Origin of the sequence: Burkholderia contaminans (genome assembly GCF_029633825.1) — a bacterium.
In the GTDB taxonomy this organism is placed as follows: domain Bacteria; phylum Pseudomonadota; class Gammaproteobacteria; order Burkholderiales; family Burkholderiaceae; genus Burkholderia; species Burkholderia contaminans.
Genome location: NZ_CP090640.1, coordinates 3,107,974 through 3,127,026, shown reverse-complemented (window position 1 = coordinate 3,127,026; position 19,053 = coordinate 3,107,974). Strand labels below are relative to the sequence as shown.

At 68.3% G+C, this 19,053-nt stretch carries 16 protein-coding genes; 10 read left to right on the top strand and 6 right to left on the bottom strand.

Annotated elements, in window-relative coordinates; all coding sequences use genetic code 11:
- Window positions 1-99 precede the first annotated feature (99 nt).
- The 5 genes from LXE91_RS14555 (at window position 100) to LXE91_RS14535 (ending at window position 3,750) form a co-directional block, all read left to right on the top strand.
- Window positions 100-1,497, top strand: a complete 1,398-nt coding sequence (locus LXE91_RS14555) for a sigma-54 interaction domain-containing protein (protein WP_039357894.1) — start codon at window positions 100-102, stop codon at window positions 1,495-1,497.
- A 79-nt stretch (window positions 1,498-1,576) separates the two neighbouring features.
- Window positions 1,577-2,101 (top strand): M949_RS01915 family surface polysaccharide biosynthesis protein, encoded by a 525-nt coding sequence (locus LXE91_RS14550; RefSeq protein ID WP_039358011.1) that lies wholly within the window; start codon window positions 1,577-1,579, stop codon window positions 2,099-2,101.
- Between the two features lie 155 nt (window positions 2,102-2,256).
- On the top strand, window positions 2,257-2,817 hold the full coding sequence (locus LXE91_RS14545) for a DUF2975 domain-containing protein (protein WP_039357897.1): 561 nt from the start codon (window positions 2,257-2,259) through the stop codon (window positions 2,815-2,817).
- Window positions 2,818-2,825: 8 nt separating this feature from the next.
- Window positions 2,826-3,050, top strand: a complete 225-nt coding sequence (locus LXE91_RS14540; RefSeq protein WP_006754510.1) for a helix-turn-helix domain-containing protein — start codon at window positions 2,826-2,828, stop codon at window positions 3,048-3,050.
- A complete protein-coding gene (locus LXE91_RS14535) occupies window positions 3,025-3,750 on the top strand; it encodes a hypothetical protein (protein ID WP_039357901.1) in 726 nt (241 codons plus the stop codon). Before LXE91_RS14540 ends, LXE91_RS14535 begins: the two co-directional genes overlap by 26 nt.
- Before the next feature lie 66 nt (window positions 3,751-3,816).
- Here LXE91_RS14535 and LXE91_RS14530 read toward each other — a convergent pair whose 3' ends face one another.
- The 4 genes from LXE91_RS14530 to LXE91_RS14515 form a co-directional block, all read right to left on the bottom strand.
- Window positions 3,817-4,845: a MerR family transcriptional regulator gene (locus tag LXE91_RS14530; RefSeq protein WP_039357904.1), complete on the bottom strand. Its 1,029-nt coding sequence runs from the start codon at window positions 4,843-4,845 to the stop codon at window positions 3,817-3,819.
- 118 nt (window positions 4,846-4,963) lie between these two features.
- On the bottom strand, window positions 4,964-6,535 hold the full coding sequence (locus LXE91_RS14525) for an efflux transporter outer membrane subunit (RefSeq protein ID WP_278068095.1): 1,572 nt from the start codon (window positions 6,533-6,535) through the stop codon (window positions 4,964-4,966).
- A gap of 2 nt (window positions 6,536-6,537) precedes the next feature.
- Entirely contained in the window at window positions 6,538-9,684 is a 3,147-nt protein-coding gene (locus LXE91_RS14520) for an efflux RND transporter permease subunit (protein ID WP_039357909.1), read from the bottom strand.
- A complete protein-coding gene (locus tag LXE91_RS14515) occupies window positions 9,681-10,790 on the bottom strand; it encodes an efflux RND transporter periplasmic adaptor subunit (protein ID WP_039357912.1) in 1,110 nt (369 codons plus the stop codon). Before LXE91_RS14515 ends, LXE91_RS14520 begins: the two co-directional genes overlap by 4 nt.
- 186 nt (window positions 10,791-10,976) lie before the next feature.
- Here LXE91_RS14515 and LXE91_RS14510 point away from each other — a divergent pair, with 186 nt between their 5' ends.
- Window positions 10,977-11,597: a TetR/AcrR family transcriptional regulator gene (locus tag LXE91_RS14510; protein WP_039357914.1), complete on the top strand. Its 621-nt coding sequence runs from the start codon at window positions 10,977-10,979 to the stop codon at window positions 11,595-11,597.
- Window positions 11,598-11,654: 57 nt separating this feature from the next.
- Here LXE91_RS14510 and LXE91_RS14505 read toward each other — a convergent pair whose 3' ends face one another.
- Window positions 11,655-13,388 (bottom strand): ClcB-like voltage-gated chloride channel protein, encoded by a 1,734-nt coding sequence (locus LXE91_RS14505; protein WP_039357915.1) that lies wholly within the window; start codon window positions 13,386-13,388, stop codon window positions 11,655-11,657.
- 103 nt (window positions 13,389-13,491) lie between these two features.
- On the bottom strand, window positions 13,492-14,559 hold the full coding sequence (locus LXE91_RS14500) for a YeiH family protein (protein ID WP_046196775.1): 1,068 nt from the start codon (window positions 14,557-14,559) through the stop codon (window positions 13,492-13,494).
- A gap of 112 nt (window positions 14,560-14,671) precedes the next feature.
- Here LXE91_RS14500 and LXE91_RS14495 point away from each other — a divergent pair, with 112 nt between their 5' ends.
- From LXE91_RS14495 to LXE91_RS14480, 4 genes are all read left to right on the top strand, one after another.
- The gene (locus LXE91_RS14495; RefSeq protein WP_039357925.1) at window positions 14,672-15,565 is read left to right on the top strand and encodes a LysR family transcriptional regulator; all 894 of its coding nucleotides are present in this window, start codon (window positions 14,672-14,674) and stop codon (window positions 15,563-15,565) included.
- Window positions 15,566-15,724: 159 nt separating this feature from the next.
- On the top strand, window positions 15,725-16,489 hold the full coding sequence (locus LXE91_RS14490) for a sugar phosphate isomerase/epimerase family protein (RefSeq protein WP_039357926.1): 765 nt from the start codon (window positions 15,725-15,727) through the stop codon (window positions 16,487-16,489).
- A gap of 28 nt (window positions 16,490-16,517) precedes the next feature.
- Complete coding sequence (locus tag LXE91_RS14485; RefSeq protein ID WP_039358016.1) at window positions 16,518-17,510, top strand: sugar kinase; 993 nt, start codon at window positions 16,518-16,520, stop codon at window positions 17,508-17,510.
- Between the two features lie 260 nt (window positions 17,511-17,770).
- Window positions 17,771-19,051, top strand: a complete 1,281-nt coding sequence (locus LXE91_RS14480) for an MFS transporter (RefSeq protein WP_039357927.1) — start codon at window positions 17,771-17,773, stop codon at window positions 19,049-19,051.
- The last annotated feature ends 2 nt before the right edge of the window (window positions 19,052-19,053 follow it).

The following is a 19,053-nucleotide window of genomic DNA, read 5'->3' as shown; positions in this document are numbered from 1 at the left end:
CATCCGGTCGCCGACGCGGACTGCCACATCTGGCAGTGTCGTGGCAGAATTGGCAGTCTGCCTGGCAGTTCGCCAGGCTGCCCTTCACCGAGCGTCCGCATGAATCCGCACGACACCATCCCGATCGTCCCCGCGCCGCGCGACGACGCCATGCCCGACGTGCGCGCGCTCGTCGCGTATCTCGAGCAGGATCCGCAGCCGATGATCGTCGTCGATCCCGACTACCGCATCCTCGCGGCGAACGATGCGTACCGGCGCCAGTTCGGCGTCGCAGGCGTCGAGCACGTGGGCCGGCACTGCTTCCAGGTCTCGCATCACTACGACGTGCCGTGCGACCAGGCGGGCGAGCATTGCCCGATGAAGCAGGCGCTCGAATCGCGCGGGCTGAACCGCGTGCTGCACATCCACCACACGCCGCGCGGCCCCGAGCATGTCGATGTCGAATTGCGGCCGATCTTCGATGCCGACGGCAACGTGATCGCCTATGTCGAGCGCCTGACGACGGTGCGCAGCGCATCCGCGCAACCGAGCGCGGAAGGGCTCGTCGGCGGCGCCGATGCGTTCAATTCGGCGCTCGGCGCATTGCAGCGCGTCGCGCCCTCGATGCTGCCGGTGCTGCTGCTCGGCGAATCGGGCACCGGCAAGGAGCTGTTCGCCCGCGCGCTGCACGAGGCGAGCGACCGCGCGATGGGGCCGTTCGTCGTCGTCGATTGTTCGGGGATCGCCGAGACGTTGTTCGAGAGCGAACTGTTCGGTTACGAGAAGGGCGCGTTCACGGGCGCGAACCAGCGCAAGCCGGGCCTCGTCGAAACCGCGCAGGGCGGCACGCTGTTCCTCGACGAGATCGGCGACGTGCCGCTGCCGATGCAGGTGAAGCTGCTGCGGTTGATCGAGTCGGGCACGTTCCGCCGCGTCGGCGGCGTCGAGGCGCTGCGCGCGGATTTCCGGCTGGTCGCGGCCACGCACAAGCCGCTGCGCGAGATGATCGACGACGGCCGTTTCCGGCAGGACCTTTACTACCGGATCAACGCGTTTCCGATTCCGTTGCCGGCGCTGCGCGAGCGGCGCGGCGACGTCGCGCTGCTGGCCGAGTCGATCCTGCGGCGAATCGCGAACGCGCGCGCCAGCGCGGGCGACGCGGGCGCGCGGCCGTTCGCGGCCCGCCCGTTCGTGCTGACCGAGCGGGCGCTCGCGTGTCTCGATGCGTACGCGTGGCCGGGCAACATCCGCGAGCTGCGCAACGTGCTCGAACGCGCGTGCCTGTTCGCGGATGACGGGACGATCCGGATCGAGCACCTGCCGGCCGAGCTGGTTGTCGCATCGGCGGTGCAGCAGGAGGGGGCGGCTGGTGTGCGCGGCGTGTCGGACGCGGAGCTCGTGCGCATCGCGCGCACATTCGACGGCACGCGCAAGGCGCTCGCCGAGCAGGTCGGGATGAGCGAGCGGACGTTGTACCGGCGAATGAAGGCGCTCGGGCTTGGCACGCGCGAGGGCTGAGCGCGCATGCTGCGCGCGGCTGGCGGCGAAGAGCGGCTTTGCCGATAATGGCGCGTTCGATGTCCTTGTCCCGTTTCCGATGAAAAGACATGTCCTTTCGCATGGCCTGGTGCTTGCCGTCGCAGCGCTGGCCGACCCGGCGCACGCCGCAGACTACACGTGGACCGATGCGGCCGGCGCGCACGCGGTGACGCTCGCCAGAACCACGTCCGGCGACGACGTCGAGCTCAAGGTCGCCGCGACGCTCGACGGCCGGCCCGACTGGACGGTGCGGGACTACGTGAAGGCATGCCCGGTCGACGTGATCCTCGACGTCGTGCCCGCGTCGATCGAAATGCGCGACCTGCTCGGCAACGGCCGCAAGCAGTTCCTGTTCGCGTACAGGATCGGTTGCCGCGGCGACGTGAGCGCCGATCAGGTCAAGTATTTCCTGGTCGACGCGGGCACGAAATACGTGCTGCGCGGCGAGGAAACCGTGACGGTCAACGGCAAGTTCGTCGATGGCGGCGCGGCGCCCGTGCCGAACGCGGACCTGAAGGCGCAGCCCGCGTTTCTGCGTTACATGACGAAGCGCTGGCGCGGGATCAGCGTGCGCAACGACTAGGCGGATGCACGGCCGTTGCGTGCGGTACGGGCACGGTGATGCGGGTTGATTCTGCCGCACAATAAAAAATCACAACAAGACGACAATTAATTATCGTTTTACGATAATTTTCGACGTACAATCGACGCTCATTCATTTGTCGTCGAGGTCCCCTCATGCATTCCGATCGCATCGCCCGTATCAGCCAGCAGATGGCCACCGTCACGCTGGGGTTCATCGTCGGCATGATGGTGCTCAACGCTGCGTGCTGGCTGTTTCCGTCGCTGAACGGGGCCTCGGGTCCCGGTTTCGTATTCGGCATCTCCAATACGGTGTTGACCGACCTGCACGTCGATGTCGCCGCGTTCCCGTGGTGGCAGAAGGCGGTGGGTATCCTGTTGTCGAGCGTGCCGCTCATTGCGCTGGCAAACGGCCTTCGTCATCTGCGCGCGCTGTTCCGTACGTACGCACGCCGCGACTATTTCTCGGTGCGAGCCGCCGGCCATCTCGGCAAGACGGGGCGTGCGATCGGCCTGTGGGTGCTGCTGAGCGTCGTATGCGAGCCGTTGCTCACCGTCTGGGCGACGATGCTCGAACCGGTCGGCCAGCGCATGGTCAGCATCAGTTTCGGTCTGCCGTACGTCGTTGCGCTGTTCACCGCGGCCTGTATCGCGATCATCGCGCACATTCTCCGGCAGGCGAGCGAGCTCGACGCCGAGCATCGGCAGTTCGTCTGAGGCGCGTGATGACGATCGTAGTCAAGCTCGATGTGATGCTCGCGACGCGCAAGGTCCGCTCGAAGGATCTCGCCGCAGCCGTCGGCATCACCGAACAGAACCTGTCGCTGCTCAAGCAAGGGAAGGTCAAGGGCATCCGTTTCGCGACGCTCGAGGCGATCTGCCGCTATCTCGACTGCCAGCCCGGCGACCTGCTCGCGTTCAGCGATGACGGCGTCGGCGAGCCGGACTGACACGTCGCAACCGGCAGGTGCCGAAGTAGCGGGGCGCCGCAGGTCGCGCGTCGTCGCGCTGGCCGTTGCCGCTTCCTTGTCGATTCACCTGCTCGGATGGTTCCTGCTGCAGCGGGCGTCGACGGCGGCCGGCGCGAACGCTGGAACACCGCCCCGGATCGCGCTGCGTGTCGAGCTGATTCCCGCGCGGCCGGCGCCGGCGCCGGTGGCGAGCGCGCGTGACGCCGGACGAGCGGGCCCGGCCGCAGGCGGGCGCGGTGTCGACAACGCCGGGCGTTCGACGCAACGATCCGCCGCGATTGCAACGTCGCGCATGACGATGCGGTCGCCTTTGGATGCACGGGGCGTTTCGCATCGGCAACGCGAAACATCCGCCGGGTCGATCGCGGACCGATCCGACAACCATCCTGAGACCGCATCAGGCTCGGGCCCCGATCTCGACTGGCGCCGCGATCTGGACGCGATCGGCGCTCGGCAGGCGGTGGCGCGCACGCGCAGTCCGGCGCAGGCCGCGGTTGGTGCATTGGGGGCGTCGTCCGGCGGCTTGGCAGCGCGCCGCGACACCGTCGATGCGCGGCTCGCCGACGGCATGTCGGATGCCCGTCGCGCCGACTGCCAGCACGCGTATTCGGGCGCCGGCCTGCTGGCATTGCCGATGCTCGCACTGGATGCGGTTCGCGACACGGGCTGCAAATGGTGAAACGGGCGGCAGGCAGAAAACGCGCCTGCCGCCCGCACCGTCATGCGCTCAACGCGCTCAACGGGTTCATCGCGCAGGCGCAAGCTGCGCCATCGCGTCCCGCACGAAGCCGATCAACGTGTCGTCGATCCACGAATCCTTCGTCAGCGACGATTCGTTCATCATCGCGTGGCGGAATTTCGCATGCGTGGCCGGATCGGTGCCGGCATAGCTGCAGAACAGCGTGAGCCAGCGCTGCGCGAGCGCGCGGCCTTCCGGCGAATCCGGCCTGGCGCCCGCATCGATCGCGTCGCGCACGTCGCCCATCAGTTGTGGCCATGCCATCGCGCTTTCACCGTAGTGCGCCCGCATGAAGCGGATCTCGTCCGGCGCGAGATACTTCTCGAAGATCCGCATCTTGGTTTCCGACGACGCGCGCAGTACATAGTCGCGCAGCGTGGTCGAAATGCCGATCTTCGACTGCATCGCCGGTTCGTGTTCGTGCATCAGGTTCAGCTTCGCCAGCAGCCGCGGGTCGTTGTTCGTGTCGCGCACGAGCAGCGCCATCCAGCGGGCGGCGAGCGCACGCGCGCGGTCGTCCTCGGCGGGCACGCCCGCGTCGTGCAGCGCGCGAACCTCATCGACGAGCGCGATCCATTCGGCGTCGCCCGCCTGGCTCTTCTGGTACATCGGCAGGCGCGCGAGTTCTTCCTCGGAAAAGTATTTGTCGTACACGGTCATTAACTCCAGTGTGGTGAGCCAATCGGCCAGCTCCGGCTCCGCGCCCGCGGCAAGCTGCGCATGCAGGTTCACGAGCCGCTCGCGCAGCTGCGCGGTCTGCGCGAGCTGACGGTCGAGCAGCGCGATCTGCTTCGCGACGATCTCGACGAGCGGCGTGTCGGGCTGGTTCAGGTGGTCGCCGATTTCGGTGAGCGACAGGCCGAAGCGACGCAGCGCCTGGATCTGGTGGAGCCGGGCGATGTCGTGGCGGTCGTACAGCCGGTAGCCGTTATCGGCGCGCGCCGAAGGCGTCAGCAGACCGATCGCGTGATAGTGATGAAGCGTGCGGACGGTCAGCCCGCTGCGTTTCGCCAGTTCTCCCACTTTCAGTCGCATTCGTTCCTCCATTCGGGTCGCACACTGGAGTCTCGAACGTTACGCTACGTGAGGGTCAAGCGGAAGATCGGGAATCGGGTGCGCGGCGGGATGCCGCGCACCCGATGGCAGGGCCGGCTTATTGCGGCGAAGGCGGGGTGTCGGCGCCGGCGCCGGCGGCGCGCGCCTGCTGGCCGGCAGCGGACGCGTCGGCCGACTTGTCGGTCTTGCCGGGCTGGCCGGGTTGGTCGACCGGCGGCGTGCCCATCGCCCGGTAAAGCCGCGCGGTATCCGCGAATCGCGCGCCGGTCGAGCGGATCTCGTCGAGCCGCGCGTTGCGATACTGCAGCTCGCTGGCGCGCGCGGCCGACGGCGGCAGCGCGCCGAGCCGCACGCGGGCCGCCGCGTCGTCGTACGCGCCGCGCGCGGACAGCGCGGCGCGGGACGACGCGTCGAGCGCCTCCGCATCGTGCTCGAGCGCCGCGAGCGAATCGGCGACGTTCTGGAACGCGCCGAGCACGGCCTGTTTGTACTGGTCGACGGCGGCCTCGTAGGTCGCCTTCGCCGCGCGGCGCTGCGCGAGCAGCGCGCCGCCATGGAAGATCGGCTGGCTCAGCGACGCGCCGACGTTCCAGATCGCGCCGGCGCCGGACAGCATCGTCGGCCAGCTGAAGCCGCCTTTGCCCATCGCGGCCGACAGCGACAACTGCGGGAACATCTGCGCGGTCGCGAGGCCCACTTCGGCCGCGGCCGCCTTCAGCCCGGCGTCGGCCGCCTGGATGTCCGGGCGGCTTTGCAGCAGGTCCGACGGCACGACGACGGGCACTTGCTCGGGCAGGTGCAGGTCGGCAAGGGTGAGATCGGCCGGCGGCTGGTCGGGCGTGCGGCCGACCAGCACCGCGAGCGCATGGCGCGCCGAGTCGCGCTGCTGGCGCAGTGCGGGCAGGCTCGCCGCGAACGTGTCGGCGCTTTGCCGCGCGTTCAGCGCGTCGCTGCGCGACGCGGAGCCGAGTGCGTAGCGGCGTTCGGCATCGTGCGCCTGGTCGTTGGCGAGCGCGACGAGCCGCTCGGTCGTATTGATCTGCGCATTCAGCACCGACACCGTGATCGACGCGGTGACGATGTTCGCGGCCAGCGCGCGCCGTGCGGATTCGAGCTGGAATGCGCTGACGTCGACGCGGCGCGCCAGCGCACGGTTCGCGAAACGCGACGCGCCGAACAGGTCGATCGTGTAGCTCGCCTGCAACTGCCCGACGAATGTGTCGTACAGCAGCGTCGGCGCGCCGAGCGCGGGAATCGGCACGCCGAGCGCGCGCTGGCGCGTGGCCTGGCCGCCCGCGTCGATCGACGGCAGCATCGAGCTGCCGATCTGCCCGCGCAACTGTTCACGCGCGGCATCGAGCGAGTGGGATGCCGCGCTCAGCGTCGGGCTGTTGCGCAGCCCTTCGTCGACGAGCGCGTTCAGTGCGTCGGAGCGGTACTGCTTCCACCAGTCGGGCACCGGTTTTGCCCCGACTTCGAACTGCTGCGTGACGCCTTGCGCGGCCACGGTCTGCTGGACTTGCGGTGTGGCGCCATAGTGCGCGGGCGACGGCATCGCGGGCGGCTCGCCGCTCGGCGCGAACCACGCGCAACCCGCAAGCGGGCCGGTGAGGCTCGCCACCGCGAGTGCCCGCACGGCTTGTGTTTTCAGGTTCATCGATCGATCCATGGTCAGGCTCCCGACGACGCGGCAGGCGTGCCGCCAGGCGGCGGGCCGTCCTGCGGGTCGCGTTCGTCGCGCTTCACGCGGAACCACGTCGCATACAGCGCGGGCAGGTAGAACAGCGTCAGGACGGTCGCGCTCGTGATGCCGCCCATCAGCGCGGTCGCCATCGGCCCGAAGAAGTTCGAGCGCAGCAGCGGGATCAGCGCGAGCACGGCGGCCGCAGCCGTCAGCGTGATCGGGCGGAACCGCCGCACGGTCGCGCCGATGATCGCGTCGATGCGACGGTGGCCGACCGCGATGTCCTGCTCGATCTGGTCGACGAGGATCACCGAGTTGCGCATGATGATCCCGAACATCGCGATCACGCCGAGCATCGCGACGAAGCCGAACGGCTGGCCGAACAGCAGCAGCGTGGCGACCACGCCGATCAGCCCGAGCGGCGCGGTCAGCACGACCATCAGCACGCGCGAGAAGCTCTGCAGCTGGATCATCAGCAGCGTGAACACGGCGATCGCCATCAGCGGCATCTGCGCGTTGATCGACTTCTGCGCCTTCGCGCTTTCCTCGACCGAGCCGCCGATGTTGATCTGATAGCCGACCGGCAACTGCGCGCGCAAGTCGTTCAGCTTCGCATCGACCGCATGCGTGACGTCGATGCCCTGCGCGCCGGCGCGCACGTCCGACTGCACGGTGATGGTGGGCTGGCGGTCGCGCTCCCACACGACGCCGTATTCGAGCGTCGGCTTGAAGCGGCCGAGCGAGCCGAGCGGCACCGGGCCGTTCGGGGTCGGCAGCGCGAGGCCGGCGAGCTTCTCCGGATCGACACGATCCGCCCGCGGCGCGCGCAGGTCGACCGCGATCAGCTTGTCGCGCTCGCGGTACTGCGTGACGGTCGTGCCGGACAGCGTCATCGCGAGGAAGCTCGACACGTCCTGCGACGTGACGTTCAGCTCGCGTGCCTTCTTCTGGTCGATCTCGAAGCGCACCGAGCGCTCGGCCGGCTCGTCCCAGTCGAATTGCACGTTGACCGTGCGCGCGTCGCCGCGCATCGTCGCCGCGACTTTCTCGGCGATCGAGCGGACCGTCGCGATGCTGTCGCCGCTCACGCGGAACTGCACCGGATAGCCGACCGGCGGGCCGTTCTCGAGCCGCGACAGGCGCCAGCGCACGGCAGGGAACCTGTCGCGCAGCGTGGTTTCGAGCCAGGTCGCCAGCTTTTCGCGGTCCTTCACCGATTTCGCGGTGATCACGAACTGCGCGAAGTTCGGCAACTGAAGCTGCTGGTCGAGCGGCAGGTAGAAGCGCGGCGCGCCGCTGCCGACGAAGTTCACCGAATGATCGATCTCGGGGCGCTTGTCGATCACCTTCTCGAGGCGTTCGGTCTCGCGCAGCGTCGCCGCGAACGACGCGCCTTCCGGCAGCCGCAGATCGACCAGCAGCTCGGGGCGATCGGAACTCGGGAAGAACTGCTGCGGCACGAGCGTGAAGCCCATCAGCGCGACGACGAAAAGCGCGCCCGTGATCAGCAGCACGACGAAGCGCCGTTCGATGCACCAGTCGATCCAGCCGCGCAGCCGCCGGTAGAAACGCGTGTCGTAGATGTCGTGCTCGTGGTCGTCGGGCAGGTGCGCCTCGTGTGCCTGCCGCTTGCGCTCGGGCAGCAGGTGGAAGCCGAGCAGCGGGATCAGCACGACCGCCGCGAACCACGACGCGATCAGTGCGATCGCAGACACCTCGAAGATCGAGCGCGTGTATTCGCCGGTGCTCGATTTCGCGAGCGCGATCGGCAGGAAGCCCGACACGGTGACGAGCGTGCCCGTCAGCATCGGGAACGCGGTGCTCGTATAGGCGAACGCGGCGGCGCGTGCACGGGTGTAACCCTGTTCGAGCTTCACGGCCATCATCTCGACCGCGATGATCGCATCGTCGACGAGCAGCCCGAGCGCGAGCACGAGCGTGCCGAGCGACACCTTGTGCAGCCCGATGTCGAACAGGTACATGAAGAGGGCGGTGACCGCGAGGACGACCGGAATCGAGATCACGACCACCATCCCGGTGCGCAGGCCGAGCGACACGAGGCTCACGACCAGCACGATCGCGACGGCTTCCGCGACGGCTTCGAGGAAGTCGTCGACCGAATGCGCGACCGCATGCGGCATGCTCGACACCAGCGTCAGCTTGAGGCCGGCCGGCAGTTGCGCCTGCAGGTCCTTCGATTCCGCGTCGAGCGCCTTGCCGAGCCGGATCACGTCGCCGCCCGGCTGCATCGTGACGCCGATGCCGAGCACGGCTTTGCCGTTCGCTCGCATCTGCGTGACTTGCGGATCGTCGTAGCCGCGCTTCACCGTCGCGAGATCGCCGAGCCGGAACGTGCGGCCGTTGATGCGGATCAACGTGCCGGCGATCGCGTCGACGTTGTCGAACTGGCCGCTCGGCCGCACGAACACGCGATCGTCGGCGGTCGTCAGCGTGCCGGCCGACGAGATGTCGTTCTGCGCGTTGATCGCCTGCCCGAGCTGCTGCGGCGAGATGCCGAGGCGCGTGAGCTGCGCGTTGTCGACCTCGATGAAGATCCGCTCGCCGGGGTCGCCGAAATAGTCGACCTTGCCGACACCCGGCACGCGCAGCAGCACGGTGCGCAGCTGGTCCGCGTAGTCGTGAAGCTGCGCGGGCGTGAAGCCGTCGCCTTCGAGTGTCCAGATGTTGGTGTAGACGTCGCCGAATTCGTCGTTGAAGAACGGGCCCTGCACGCCGGGCGGAAGCGTATAGCCGATGTCGCCGACCTTCTTGCGGATCTGGTACCAGGTCTCCGGCACGTCCTTCACGGGCGCCGAATCCTTCATCGTGAAGAAGATCAGCGATTCGCCGGGGCGCGAATAGCTGCGCAGGAAGTCGATGGCCGGCGTTTCCTGCAGCTTGCGGCCGATCCGGTCGGTGACCTGTTCCTGCACCTGCCGCGCGGTCGCGCCGGGCCAGAACGTGCGGATCACCATCACGCGGAACGTGAACGGCGGGTCTTCGGATTGCGCGAGGCGGGTGTACGCAAGGATGCCCGCGAGCGTCGCGAGCGCGATCAGGTAGACGACCAGCGCCTGGTGGCGCAGCGCCCACGCCGACAGGTTGAAGCGGCCTTCTTCGTAGGAAACGCTCACGATGCGAAGTCCTCCGGGTGCAGCGGCGCGATCGCGCGCACCTTCTCGCCCGCGCTGACCGTGTGCACGCCCTGCAGCACCACGCGTTCGCCGGGCTGCAGCCCGTGCGACACCGTCACCGTGCGCTCGTTGAAGCGCGCGACGTCGACGCGGCGCAGCTCGAGCGTGTCGTCCTTCGCGCGCACGACCCACACGGCCGGCTGCTGGCCGTCGTGGAACAGCGCGGTCGCGGGCAGCGTGATCGGCTGCGTGTCGCCGGTGGCCGGTGCGCCGTCGAACGCGACGCTGGCCGTCATCCCGAGCCGGATCGCCGCGTCGGGTGCGGTGAGGGTGAGCTTCACGCGATACGTGCGGCTTTGCGGATCGGCGGCCGGTGCGATTTCGCGGACCTTCGCGGCGAACTGGCGGCCGGGCAGCGACGGCAGCGTGACGTTCGCCGTGTGACCGGGCGTGAGCGATGCGAGCGCGGCCTCGGGCACGTCGCTGACGACGTCGACGTCGCCGGACCACGCGAGCTGGTAGACGGCCTGGCCGGCCGACACGTTCTGGCCGGTATCGGCCTGTTCGGCGGTGATGGTGCCCGCGTGGTCGGCAACGAGCGTCGCGTAGCGGAGCTGGTTTTTCGCGAGCGCGAGCTGCTGCTGCGCCTGGTCGCGCTGCGCGAGCGCCGACGTATAGCTGTTCTCGGTCTGCTCGAGCTGCGCGGTCGCGATCAGGTTCTCGTGCGCCTGAGCGCGATCGCGGTCGAGCTGCTGCTTCGCGAACGCGAGGCTGTGCGTCGCGGCATCGAGTTGCGCCTGTGCGCTCGCGGCATTTTTCTCGACGTCGGACGGATCGAGCAGCGCGACGACCTGGCCGGCCTTGACCGTATCGCCGAGGCGCACCTTGCGCTCGATGATCTTGCCGGCGATGCGGAACGACAGCGGGGTGGCGTAGCGCGGCTGGATTTCGCCGGGCAGCGTGCGTGCGACGGCAGCGCCGTCGGCATGAGCGGGCAGCGCGACGACGGGGCGCGGGGCGGGCGGCGCGGATTCTATCGGATGACAGGCGGCGAGGACGAGCGCGGCGCCGACCAGCAGCGCGACGCGGGAACCGGAGCGATTCACGAAACCCCCAGATGAGGTGAGAGCGAGAGCGGAACGAAGCCGGCAAGCGCGGCGGACGCTTGCCCCGAGCGGCGCCGGCACGGGCGTGCGGGTACCATCTTTCAGAAACTGTGGCGAATTCTAATACACACCTGTATCTGAGTGCAAAGATGAATCCGTAAGGTAAAGGGTGCTAGACTGCGCGCCATGAAACCTCAGCGCTTAACTCGCGAGCAAAGCAGGGACCAGACGCGCGAACGTCTGCTGATTGCCGCGCACGGTATTTTTCTGAAGAAAGGCTATGTCGCCGCGAGCGTCGAGGACATCGCGGCGGCGGCCGGTTATACGCGTGGCGCGTTCTATTCGAATTTCAGCAGCAAGTCCGACCTGTTGCTGGCGTTGCTGGAGCGCGACCACGCGGCGGTGCAGGCCGATTTCCAGGCGATTTTCGATGGCGGCGGATCGCGCGAGCAGATGGAGTCGATGGCGCTCGCCTATTACCGGACGCTGTTCCACGACGACGAATATTCGCTGCTGTGGGGCGAGGCGAAGCTGCAGGCCGCGCGCGACGCGAAGTTCCGCGTGCGCTTCAACCAGTTCCTGCACGGCAAGCGCCTGCAGATGGCCGAGTTCATCCGGCGCTTCGCCGAGCGTGCGGGCACGCCGCTGCTGCTGCCGGCGGAGACGCTTGCGTTTGGGCTGATGTGCCTGTGCGATGGAGTGCAGTCCTACTACACGGCCGATCCGCAGCACGTGTCGGGCGAGGTGGCCGAATCGGTGCTGGCGGGATTCTTCGCGCGTGTGGTGCTCGGGCGCGCACCGGACTGAGCGGGCCCTGGCCCCGGCGTCGAGCCACGCTCGTGCTGCCGGCGGCGAGGCGCCCGGTCAGCGCTGGCCGGTCATCCGCCGGTACGCATCGAGCAGCGACGTCTTGTAGACGACCCCGGCGAGCGTCGGCTCGGCTTCGCTTTCGATCACCGGCAGGCGTTCGCCCTGGAACGCCATGAAGCGTTCGAGCGCGGTGGCGAGCGGCATGTCGGGCGTGAGGAGCGGAAACGGCGTGTGCGCGTAGTGCGCGGCCGTCTTGTCGGTCGTGTCGCGCTTGTCGAGCAGGTCCGACGTGATGTCCTTCAGCGCGACCGCGCCGCGAAAGCGCCCGGCGTCGTCGGTCACGTACAGATACTTCACCGGATATTCGAGGAACACGCGCGTCATGTCGGCGACGCTCGCGGTGAGCGGCACGACCGTCTGCGCGGGCTGGATCAGCTCGCGCATCTGCGTGGTGCGGATCCGGCTGCGTTCCTCGGCATCCTGGTGGTGGTGCAGCGTGATCTCGTACATCGACGTCGTGCCGGTCGCGCGCGCGACGAAGTACGCGAATACGCAGGACACCAGCAGCGGCAGCACCACCTGGTAGCTGAGCGTCATCTCGAAGATCATCAGGATCGCCATCAGCGGCGCCTGCGTGGCGCCCGTCAGGAACGCGCCCATCCCGACGATCGCGTACGCGAAGTACGCCGACGTATGGCCGGGCCACACGGCTTGCATCGCGAGCCCGAACAGCGAGCCGAACACCGCGCCGACGAACAGCGTCGGCGTGAATACCCCGCCGATCGCGCCGGAGCCGACGGTGGCGGAGGTCGCGATCACCTTGAACACGAGCACCGCGACGAGTGCCTGCCAGGTCCACGGCGAGTGGAGGATGAGGTTCACCACGCTGTAGCCGTTGCCCCACACGGCCGGCACCCATACCGAGATCACGCCGACGACGAGGCCGCCGAGCGCGAGCCGCACGGGCAGCGGCACGGGCAGCCGCTTGAACTGGTTCTTCGATGCATCGAGCAGGTGCAGGAACTGCGGCGCGAGCATGCCGCACAGCGCGCCGAGCACGACGAACAGCAGCACTTCGGGGCCGGTGACGGCCGGAAACACCGGCATCTCGTACGGCGGCCGGTAGCCGGCAAATTCCCGCATCACGATGTTCGCGACGACCGACGAGACGATCATCGGCCCGAGACTTTCCATGGCGATGCCGCCGAGCACGATCTCCGACACGAAGAAGGCGCCGGCGATCGGCGCGTTGTACGCGGACGTGATGCCGGCGGCCGCCCCGCAGGCGACCAGCAGGCGCAGGCGCGGCGGGTCGAAGTGCACGAAGCGGCCGACGAGCGACGCGGCGAGCGCCGCGAGCTGCACCATCGGGCCTTCGCGGCCGATCGAGCCGCCGCTGCCGATCGTCAGCAGCGACGACGCGCTGCGCCACAGGCTCTGGCGGACCGGCACGATGCCGTTGCCGAGCGCGACCGATTCCATGTAGTCGGTCTTGGCGGCCTGCTTGTCGCCGCGGGTGGCAAGCAGCAGCACGCAGCCGGCGAGGAAGCCGCCCGCGGCCGGCATCCAGAACCGCACGTACCACGGCAGGCGCTTGGCCATCTGCACGAAGCTGCCGCTTTGCCCGGAGATCAGGTGCTGCATCAGGTCGATGCCTTCGCGAAACGCCATCGTGGCAAAGGCGCCGCCGACGCCGACGATGGCCGACCAGATCAGCATCGTATGGGCGTCCGACAGGCGGAACAGCGTTTGGGCGCGAGTGCGCAGCTTCAGCAGGAACGAGAGCACGGCTGAAAGAGGGCGATGGAAAACGACGCGAAGCATAGCACTGCGCCGCGCCCGCGGGACTCTCCCGTCGGGCGCGGCGCGCGAAGTGTCACGGGCGGGCAACTCAGCCAAGCCAGTGCTGCACGGCCCAGGTGATCCCGTAGCCGCCGGCGATCAGCCACACGTACAGGATCAGGCCGGTCACCAGCGCCCGGGGGCCGGCCGCACGGATCTGCGCGACGCGGGTTTCGATGCCGAGCGCGGTCATGGCCATCGTCAGCGCGAAGGTGTCGAGCACGTTCAGCGTGTGGGTGACGTCGGTGGGCAGCACGTTCAGCGAATTGACGATCACGAAGCCGAGGAAGCCGAGTGCGAACCAGGGCACGGCCACCTTGCGCTTGCCTTGCGCGCCGCCGGCGGTGGCGCGTGCCGAGCGGGCCAGCCACCAGCCGAGCACCAGCAGCACCGGAACCAGCAGCATCACGCGGGTCATCTTGACGATCGTCGCGATGTGCGCGACCTGCGGGCTGATGTCGCTCGCCGCGCCGACCACCTGCGCGACTTCGTGGATCGTGCCGCCGAAGAACAGGCCGAGGCCGGCCGGATCGAGGTTCAGCAGCCCGGCGTGATACGCGATCGGATACAGGAACATCGACAGCGTGCCGAACAGCACGACGCTGCCCACGGCCATCGCGCTCTGGTGCGGCTTCGACTGCAGCGTCGATTCGAATGCGAGCACGGCGGCCGCGCCGCAGATCGCGCTGCCGGCGGCGGTCAGCAGCGCGGAATCGCGATCGAGCTTCATGATCTTCATGCCGGCCCAGGTGCCGATCACGAGCGTGCTGACGACGACCAGTACCGACACCGTCAGGCCCGGCAGCCCGACCTGCGCGATTTCCTGCAGGCTCACCCGCAACCCGAAGAACGCGACCGCGATGCGCAGCAGCTTGCGCGCGGAGAAATTGACGCCGGCCGCCCAGCTGGCCGGCATGCCGTCGCGCAGCGCGTTGCCGTACAAGGCGCCGGCGACGATGCCGACGATCAGCGGCGACAGGCCGAGCCCCGCGATCGCGGGAAGCCGGGACAGGCTCGTGACGGCGGCGGCGAACAGCGCGACGAACAGCACGCCGTTCAACTGGCCGCGCATCGACGGCGCGGCGTGGCTGAGATGGGGAGTCGGAGCAGTGGACATGGAAGCACCGTGATGGAGCGTGTTGCGATGGTGTAATCCTAATTTCGTTATATCGATATGAAAAATTGTGATTTGTGACGTAAACTATCCGGAAAGCCGATAATTCATCCCCATGACACCGGATCAACTGATAACGTTCGCCGCCGTCGCCGAGCACCTGAACATCAGCCGCGCCGCCGTGGCGCTGCATCTGTCGCAGCCGGCCGTGTCGGGCCAGTTGCGGCTGCTGCAGGACGAGTTCGGCGAGCCGCTGTACCAGCGGGAAGGCCGCGGCATCCGCCTGACCCCGGTGGGTGAACAGCTCGCGCAGTACGCGAAGGCGCAACGCGACACGTTTGCGCAGGCGCGTGCGTTTCGTGACGCGGTACGCGGCCTGGAGGCCGGCACACTGCGCATCGGCGCGAGCACGACGCCCGCGAGTTACCTGTTGCCGTACCTGATCGCGGCGTTCCAGCCGCGAGCGCCGCGCGTGGCGATCCAGACGATGAGCGGCAACACGGCCGACGTGGTCGCGGCACTGCCGTCGCTCGATATCGCGATGATCGAAGGGCCGCCCGGCGAGGCACTGCCGCCGGGCACCGCGGTGCATGCGTGGCGCGAGGACGAGATCGTGGCGATCGTGCCGATCGGGCATCCGCTGGCCGAGCCGGATTACGCTTCGGGGGTCACGCTTGACGCGCTGGCGGCCCATCCGCTCGTGCTGCGCGAGGCGGGCTCCGCCGTGCGGCAACTCGTCGAACGCGCGTTCGCGCAAGGCGCGGCGCCGATGCGCGTCGCGTTCGAGATCGCGGGCGTCGAAGCCGTGAAGGAAGCAGTGCGGGCCGGGATGGGCGTCGGGTTCGTGTCCGCGATGTCGCTGCGTCACGACGATGCCGCGCTCGTGCTGCGCTCGCTCGCGCCCGCGCCGCTCACCCGTCACTTTTCCATTCTCGTGCCGCACGGAGGCGCGCCTTCGCGGGTCGCCGCCCAGTTCCTCGAGATGAGCCTCGCGCACGACATCGCCTGAGCGGGGAACCCGGCTCGGGAACGCGCGATGCGGGCCGTCGGGTGCGCGTTCACGCCGTGCACCGTCTTAGGGATTTCCTCTATGGCGTGGGTCCGAAGCGAGGCGCACCATCCGTCTCAAGCAAATGGAACCGGTTCCATTCCGGTGAAAAAGGGCAAAATGGCAGACATCGTGATCGTGGCGAGCGCATTCGGGATGGACCGCGTGCGTCAGGAGGGCCACAGTGCATTCATCGCGACCGCGGCGGCATCCGGTGCGACCGGCTTCGAGGTGCGGCGCGAGCTGTTCGCGTCGGAACAGGACGCCGCGCCCGGCGCGCTGGCCACGCTGGGCGCGCAACTGGCCAGCCACGGTCTGTGGTCGGTCTTCTCGACGCCGGCCAACCTGTACACGGAAACGGGCGCGCTCGATGCGGACGCATTGCGCAGCGCGCTCGCCGAAGCCGACGCGCTCGGCGCGCGCTTCGTGAAATTCCAGCTCGGCGGCTTTGCCGGCGACGCGCACGCGGGCGATATCGTCGCGCTGTCGCGCGGCGCGCGGGCCCGCGTGGTGGTCGAGAACGGCCAGCTTCCGGTCGGCGGCGCGCTCGCGCAGTTCCGCGGGCTGTTCGACGCACTGGCCGCGGCGGGCATGCCCGATGCGCTGGGGATGACCTTCGACATCGGCAACTGGCAGTGGCCGGGCGAAGCGCCGCTTGATTGCGCACAACTGCTCGCGCCGCATGTGGAATACATTCATTGCAAGGCGGTGGCGGGCGAGGGCGCGCGCCGTTTCGCGACCGCGCCGGCCCCGAACGATCCGCTCGTGACCGGCGTGCTCGCGGTGCTGCCGCAACACGCGCCGCGCGGCATCGAGTTCCCGTTCGACGCGGCCGACCTGGCGGGCGATGCATGCCGGCGCGTTGCGTGGCTCGCCGCTGCGTGACGGCGGAAGGATCCTGGAGAGTTCATTCATGAAAGCAGCACTCGATGTGGTGACCTATGGCGAAGCAATGGCGATGTTCGTCGCGACCGAGCCCGGCCATCTCGCGCACGCGACGCAGTTCACGAAGCGGGTCGCGGGCGCCGACCTGAACGTCGCGATCGGCCTGTCGCGGCTCGGCTTCCGGGTCGGCTGGATGAGCCGCGTCGGCCGCGATTCGTTCGGCGGCTACGTGCTCGACACGCTGGCGCGCGAGGGCATCGACGCGTCGTGCGTGACCGTCGATCCGCGTTATCCGACCGGCTTCCAGCTGAAGTCGCGCAACGACGACGGCAGCGACCCGACCGTCGAATATTTCCGCAAGGGCTCGGCCGCGAGCCACCTGTCGTGCGACGACTACGTGGCCGACTACGTGCTCGGCGCGCGTCACTTGCACCTGACGGGCGTCGCGCCGGCGATCTCCGCGACATCGTGCGAGCTCGCGTTCAAGCTCGCGCGCGAAATGCGCGCGGCCGGCAAGACGATCTCGTTCGACCCGAACCTGCGCCCGACGCTGTGGCCGTCCGCCGACGTGATGGCGAAGACGCTGAACGCGCTCGCGTCGCTCGCGGACTGGGTGCTGCCGGGGATCGCCGAAGGGCGGCAACTGACCGGGCGCGACACGCCGGCCGACATCGCGGCCTTCTATCTTGCGCAGGGCGCGCGCGGTGTCGTGATCAAGCTCGGCGCCGAGGGCGCGTACTACCGGACGGCCGACGGCCGTGACGGAACGGTGACGGGCGAGCGCGTGCAGAACGTCGTCGACACGGTCGGCGCCGGCGACGGCTTCGCGGTCGGCGTGGTCAGCGCGCTGCTGGAGGGCAAGACGATCGAGCAGGCGGTGGCGCGCGGCAACCGGATCGGCGCGCTCGCGATCCAGGTGATCGGCGACTCGGAAGGACTGCCGACCCGCGCCGCGCTCGATCGATTCGAAAACGTCAGCAATCGCACCGATCGCTTAGAGGAAACCTTCACCGCGCAATGAGAGGCCGGACACGGCACAATCCGCGGACTCATTTCGTCGTGCATGCGCACGGCAAGGTACGGGGCCGGGACGGGCGCTGAAGCGTTTGTTCCGGTCGATTGTGGAGCATGGAGCCGGAGTAAGCGCTGAAGCGCCGACTCTGGTCGACCGCGAAGCATGGGATCCAGGTAAGCGCTAAAGCGTAACTTGGATCGACCGCGAAGCATGGGGCCGGAGTAAGCGCTAAAGCGCTAACTCCGGCCGACACAGGAGACATTCTGATGGCCAATTCTCTCGCTGCCCGCCGCTGGTGGACGATCATGCCGATCGTCTTCATCACGTACAGCCTCGCCTATCTCGACCGCGCGAACTACGGGTTCGCGGCCGCGGCCGGGATCAACCAGGACCTCGGGATCAGCAAGGGCCTGTCGTCGCTGATCGGCGCGCTGTTCTTCCTCGGCTACTTCTTCTTCCAGATTCCCGGCGCGATCTATGCGGAACGCCGCAGCGTGAAGAAACTCGTGTTCGTCAGCCTCATCCTGTGGGGCGCCTGCGCGGCGCTCACGGGCGTGGTCAGCAACATCCCGTCGCTGATGGCGATCCGGTTCGTGCTCGGCGTCGTCGAGGCGGCCGTGATGCCGGCGATGCTGATCTACATCAGCAACTGGTTCACGAAGAACGAACGCTCGCGCGCGAACACGTTCCTGATCCTCGGCAACCCGGTCACCGTGCTGTGGATGTCGATCGTGTCGGGCTATCTCGTGCACGAATTCGGCTGGCGCCACATGTTCATCGCCGAAGGCGTGCCGGCCGTCCTCTGGGCCGTGTGCTGGTGGTTCCTCGTGCAGGACAAGCCGGCCGATTCGCCGTGGCTCAACGCGCAGGAAAAACGCGACCTCGACGCCGCGCTCGCGGCCGAGCAGGCCGCGATCAAGCCCGTGCGCAACTATGGCGAAGCGTTCCGCTCGCCGGCCGTGATCAAGCTGTGCGCACAGTATTTCTGCTGGAGCATCGGCGTGTACGGCTTCGTGCTGTGGCTGCCGTCGATCGTCAAGAACGGCTCCGACCTCGGGATGGTCGCGACCGGCTGGCTGTCGGCGCTGCCGTATCTCGCCGCGACGATCGCGATGATTGCCGCGTCGTGGGCGTCCGACAAGGTCGGCTCCCGCCGCGGTTTCGTGTGGCCGTTCCTGCTGATCGGCGCGGCTGCGTTCGCCGCATCGTATGCACTCGGCTCGTCGCACTTCTGGATCTCGTATGCGCTGCTGGTCGTGGCAGGCGCCGCGATGTACGCGCCGTACGGCCCGTTCTTCGCGATCGTGCCGGAACTGCTGCCGAAGAACGTCGCCGGTGGGGCGATGGCGCTGATCAACAGCATGGGCGCGCTCGGTTCGTTCGTCGGCTCGTACTTCGTCGGCTACCTGAACGGTGCGACCGGCTCGCCCGTCGCGTCGTACGCGTTCATGAGCGCCGCGCTCGTCGCCGCGGTGATCCTCACGCTGTCCGTCAAACCCCAGGCGCGCGATGCGCATCCGCTCGCGACGCCGCTGCAAGGAAAATGAAT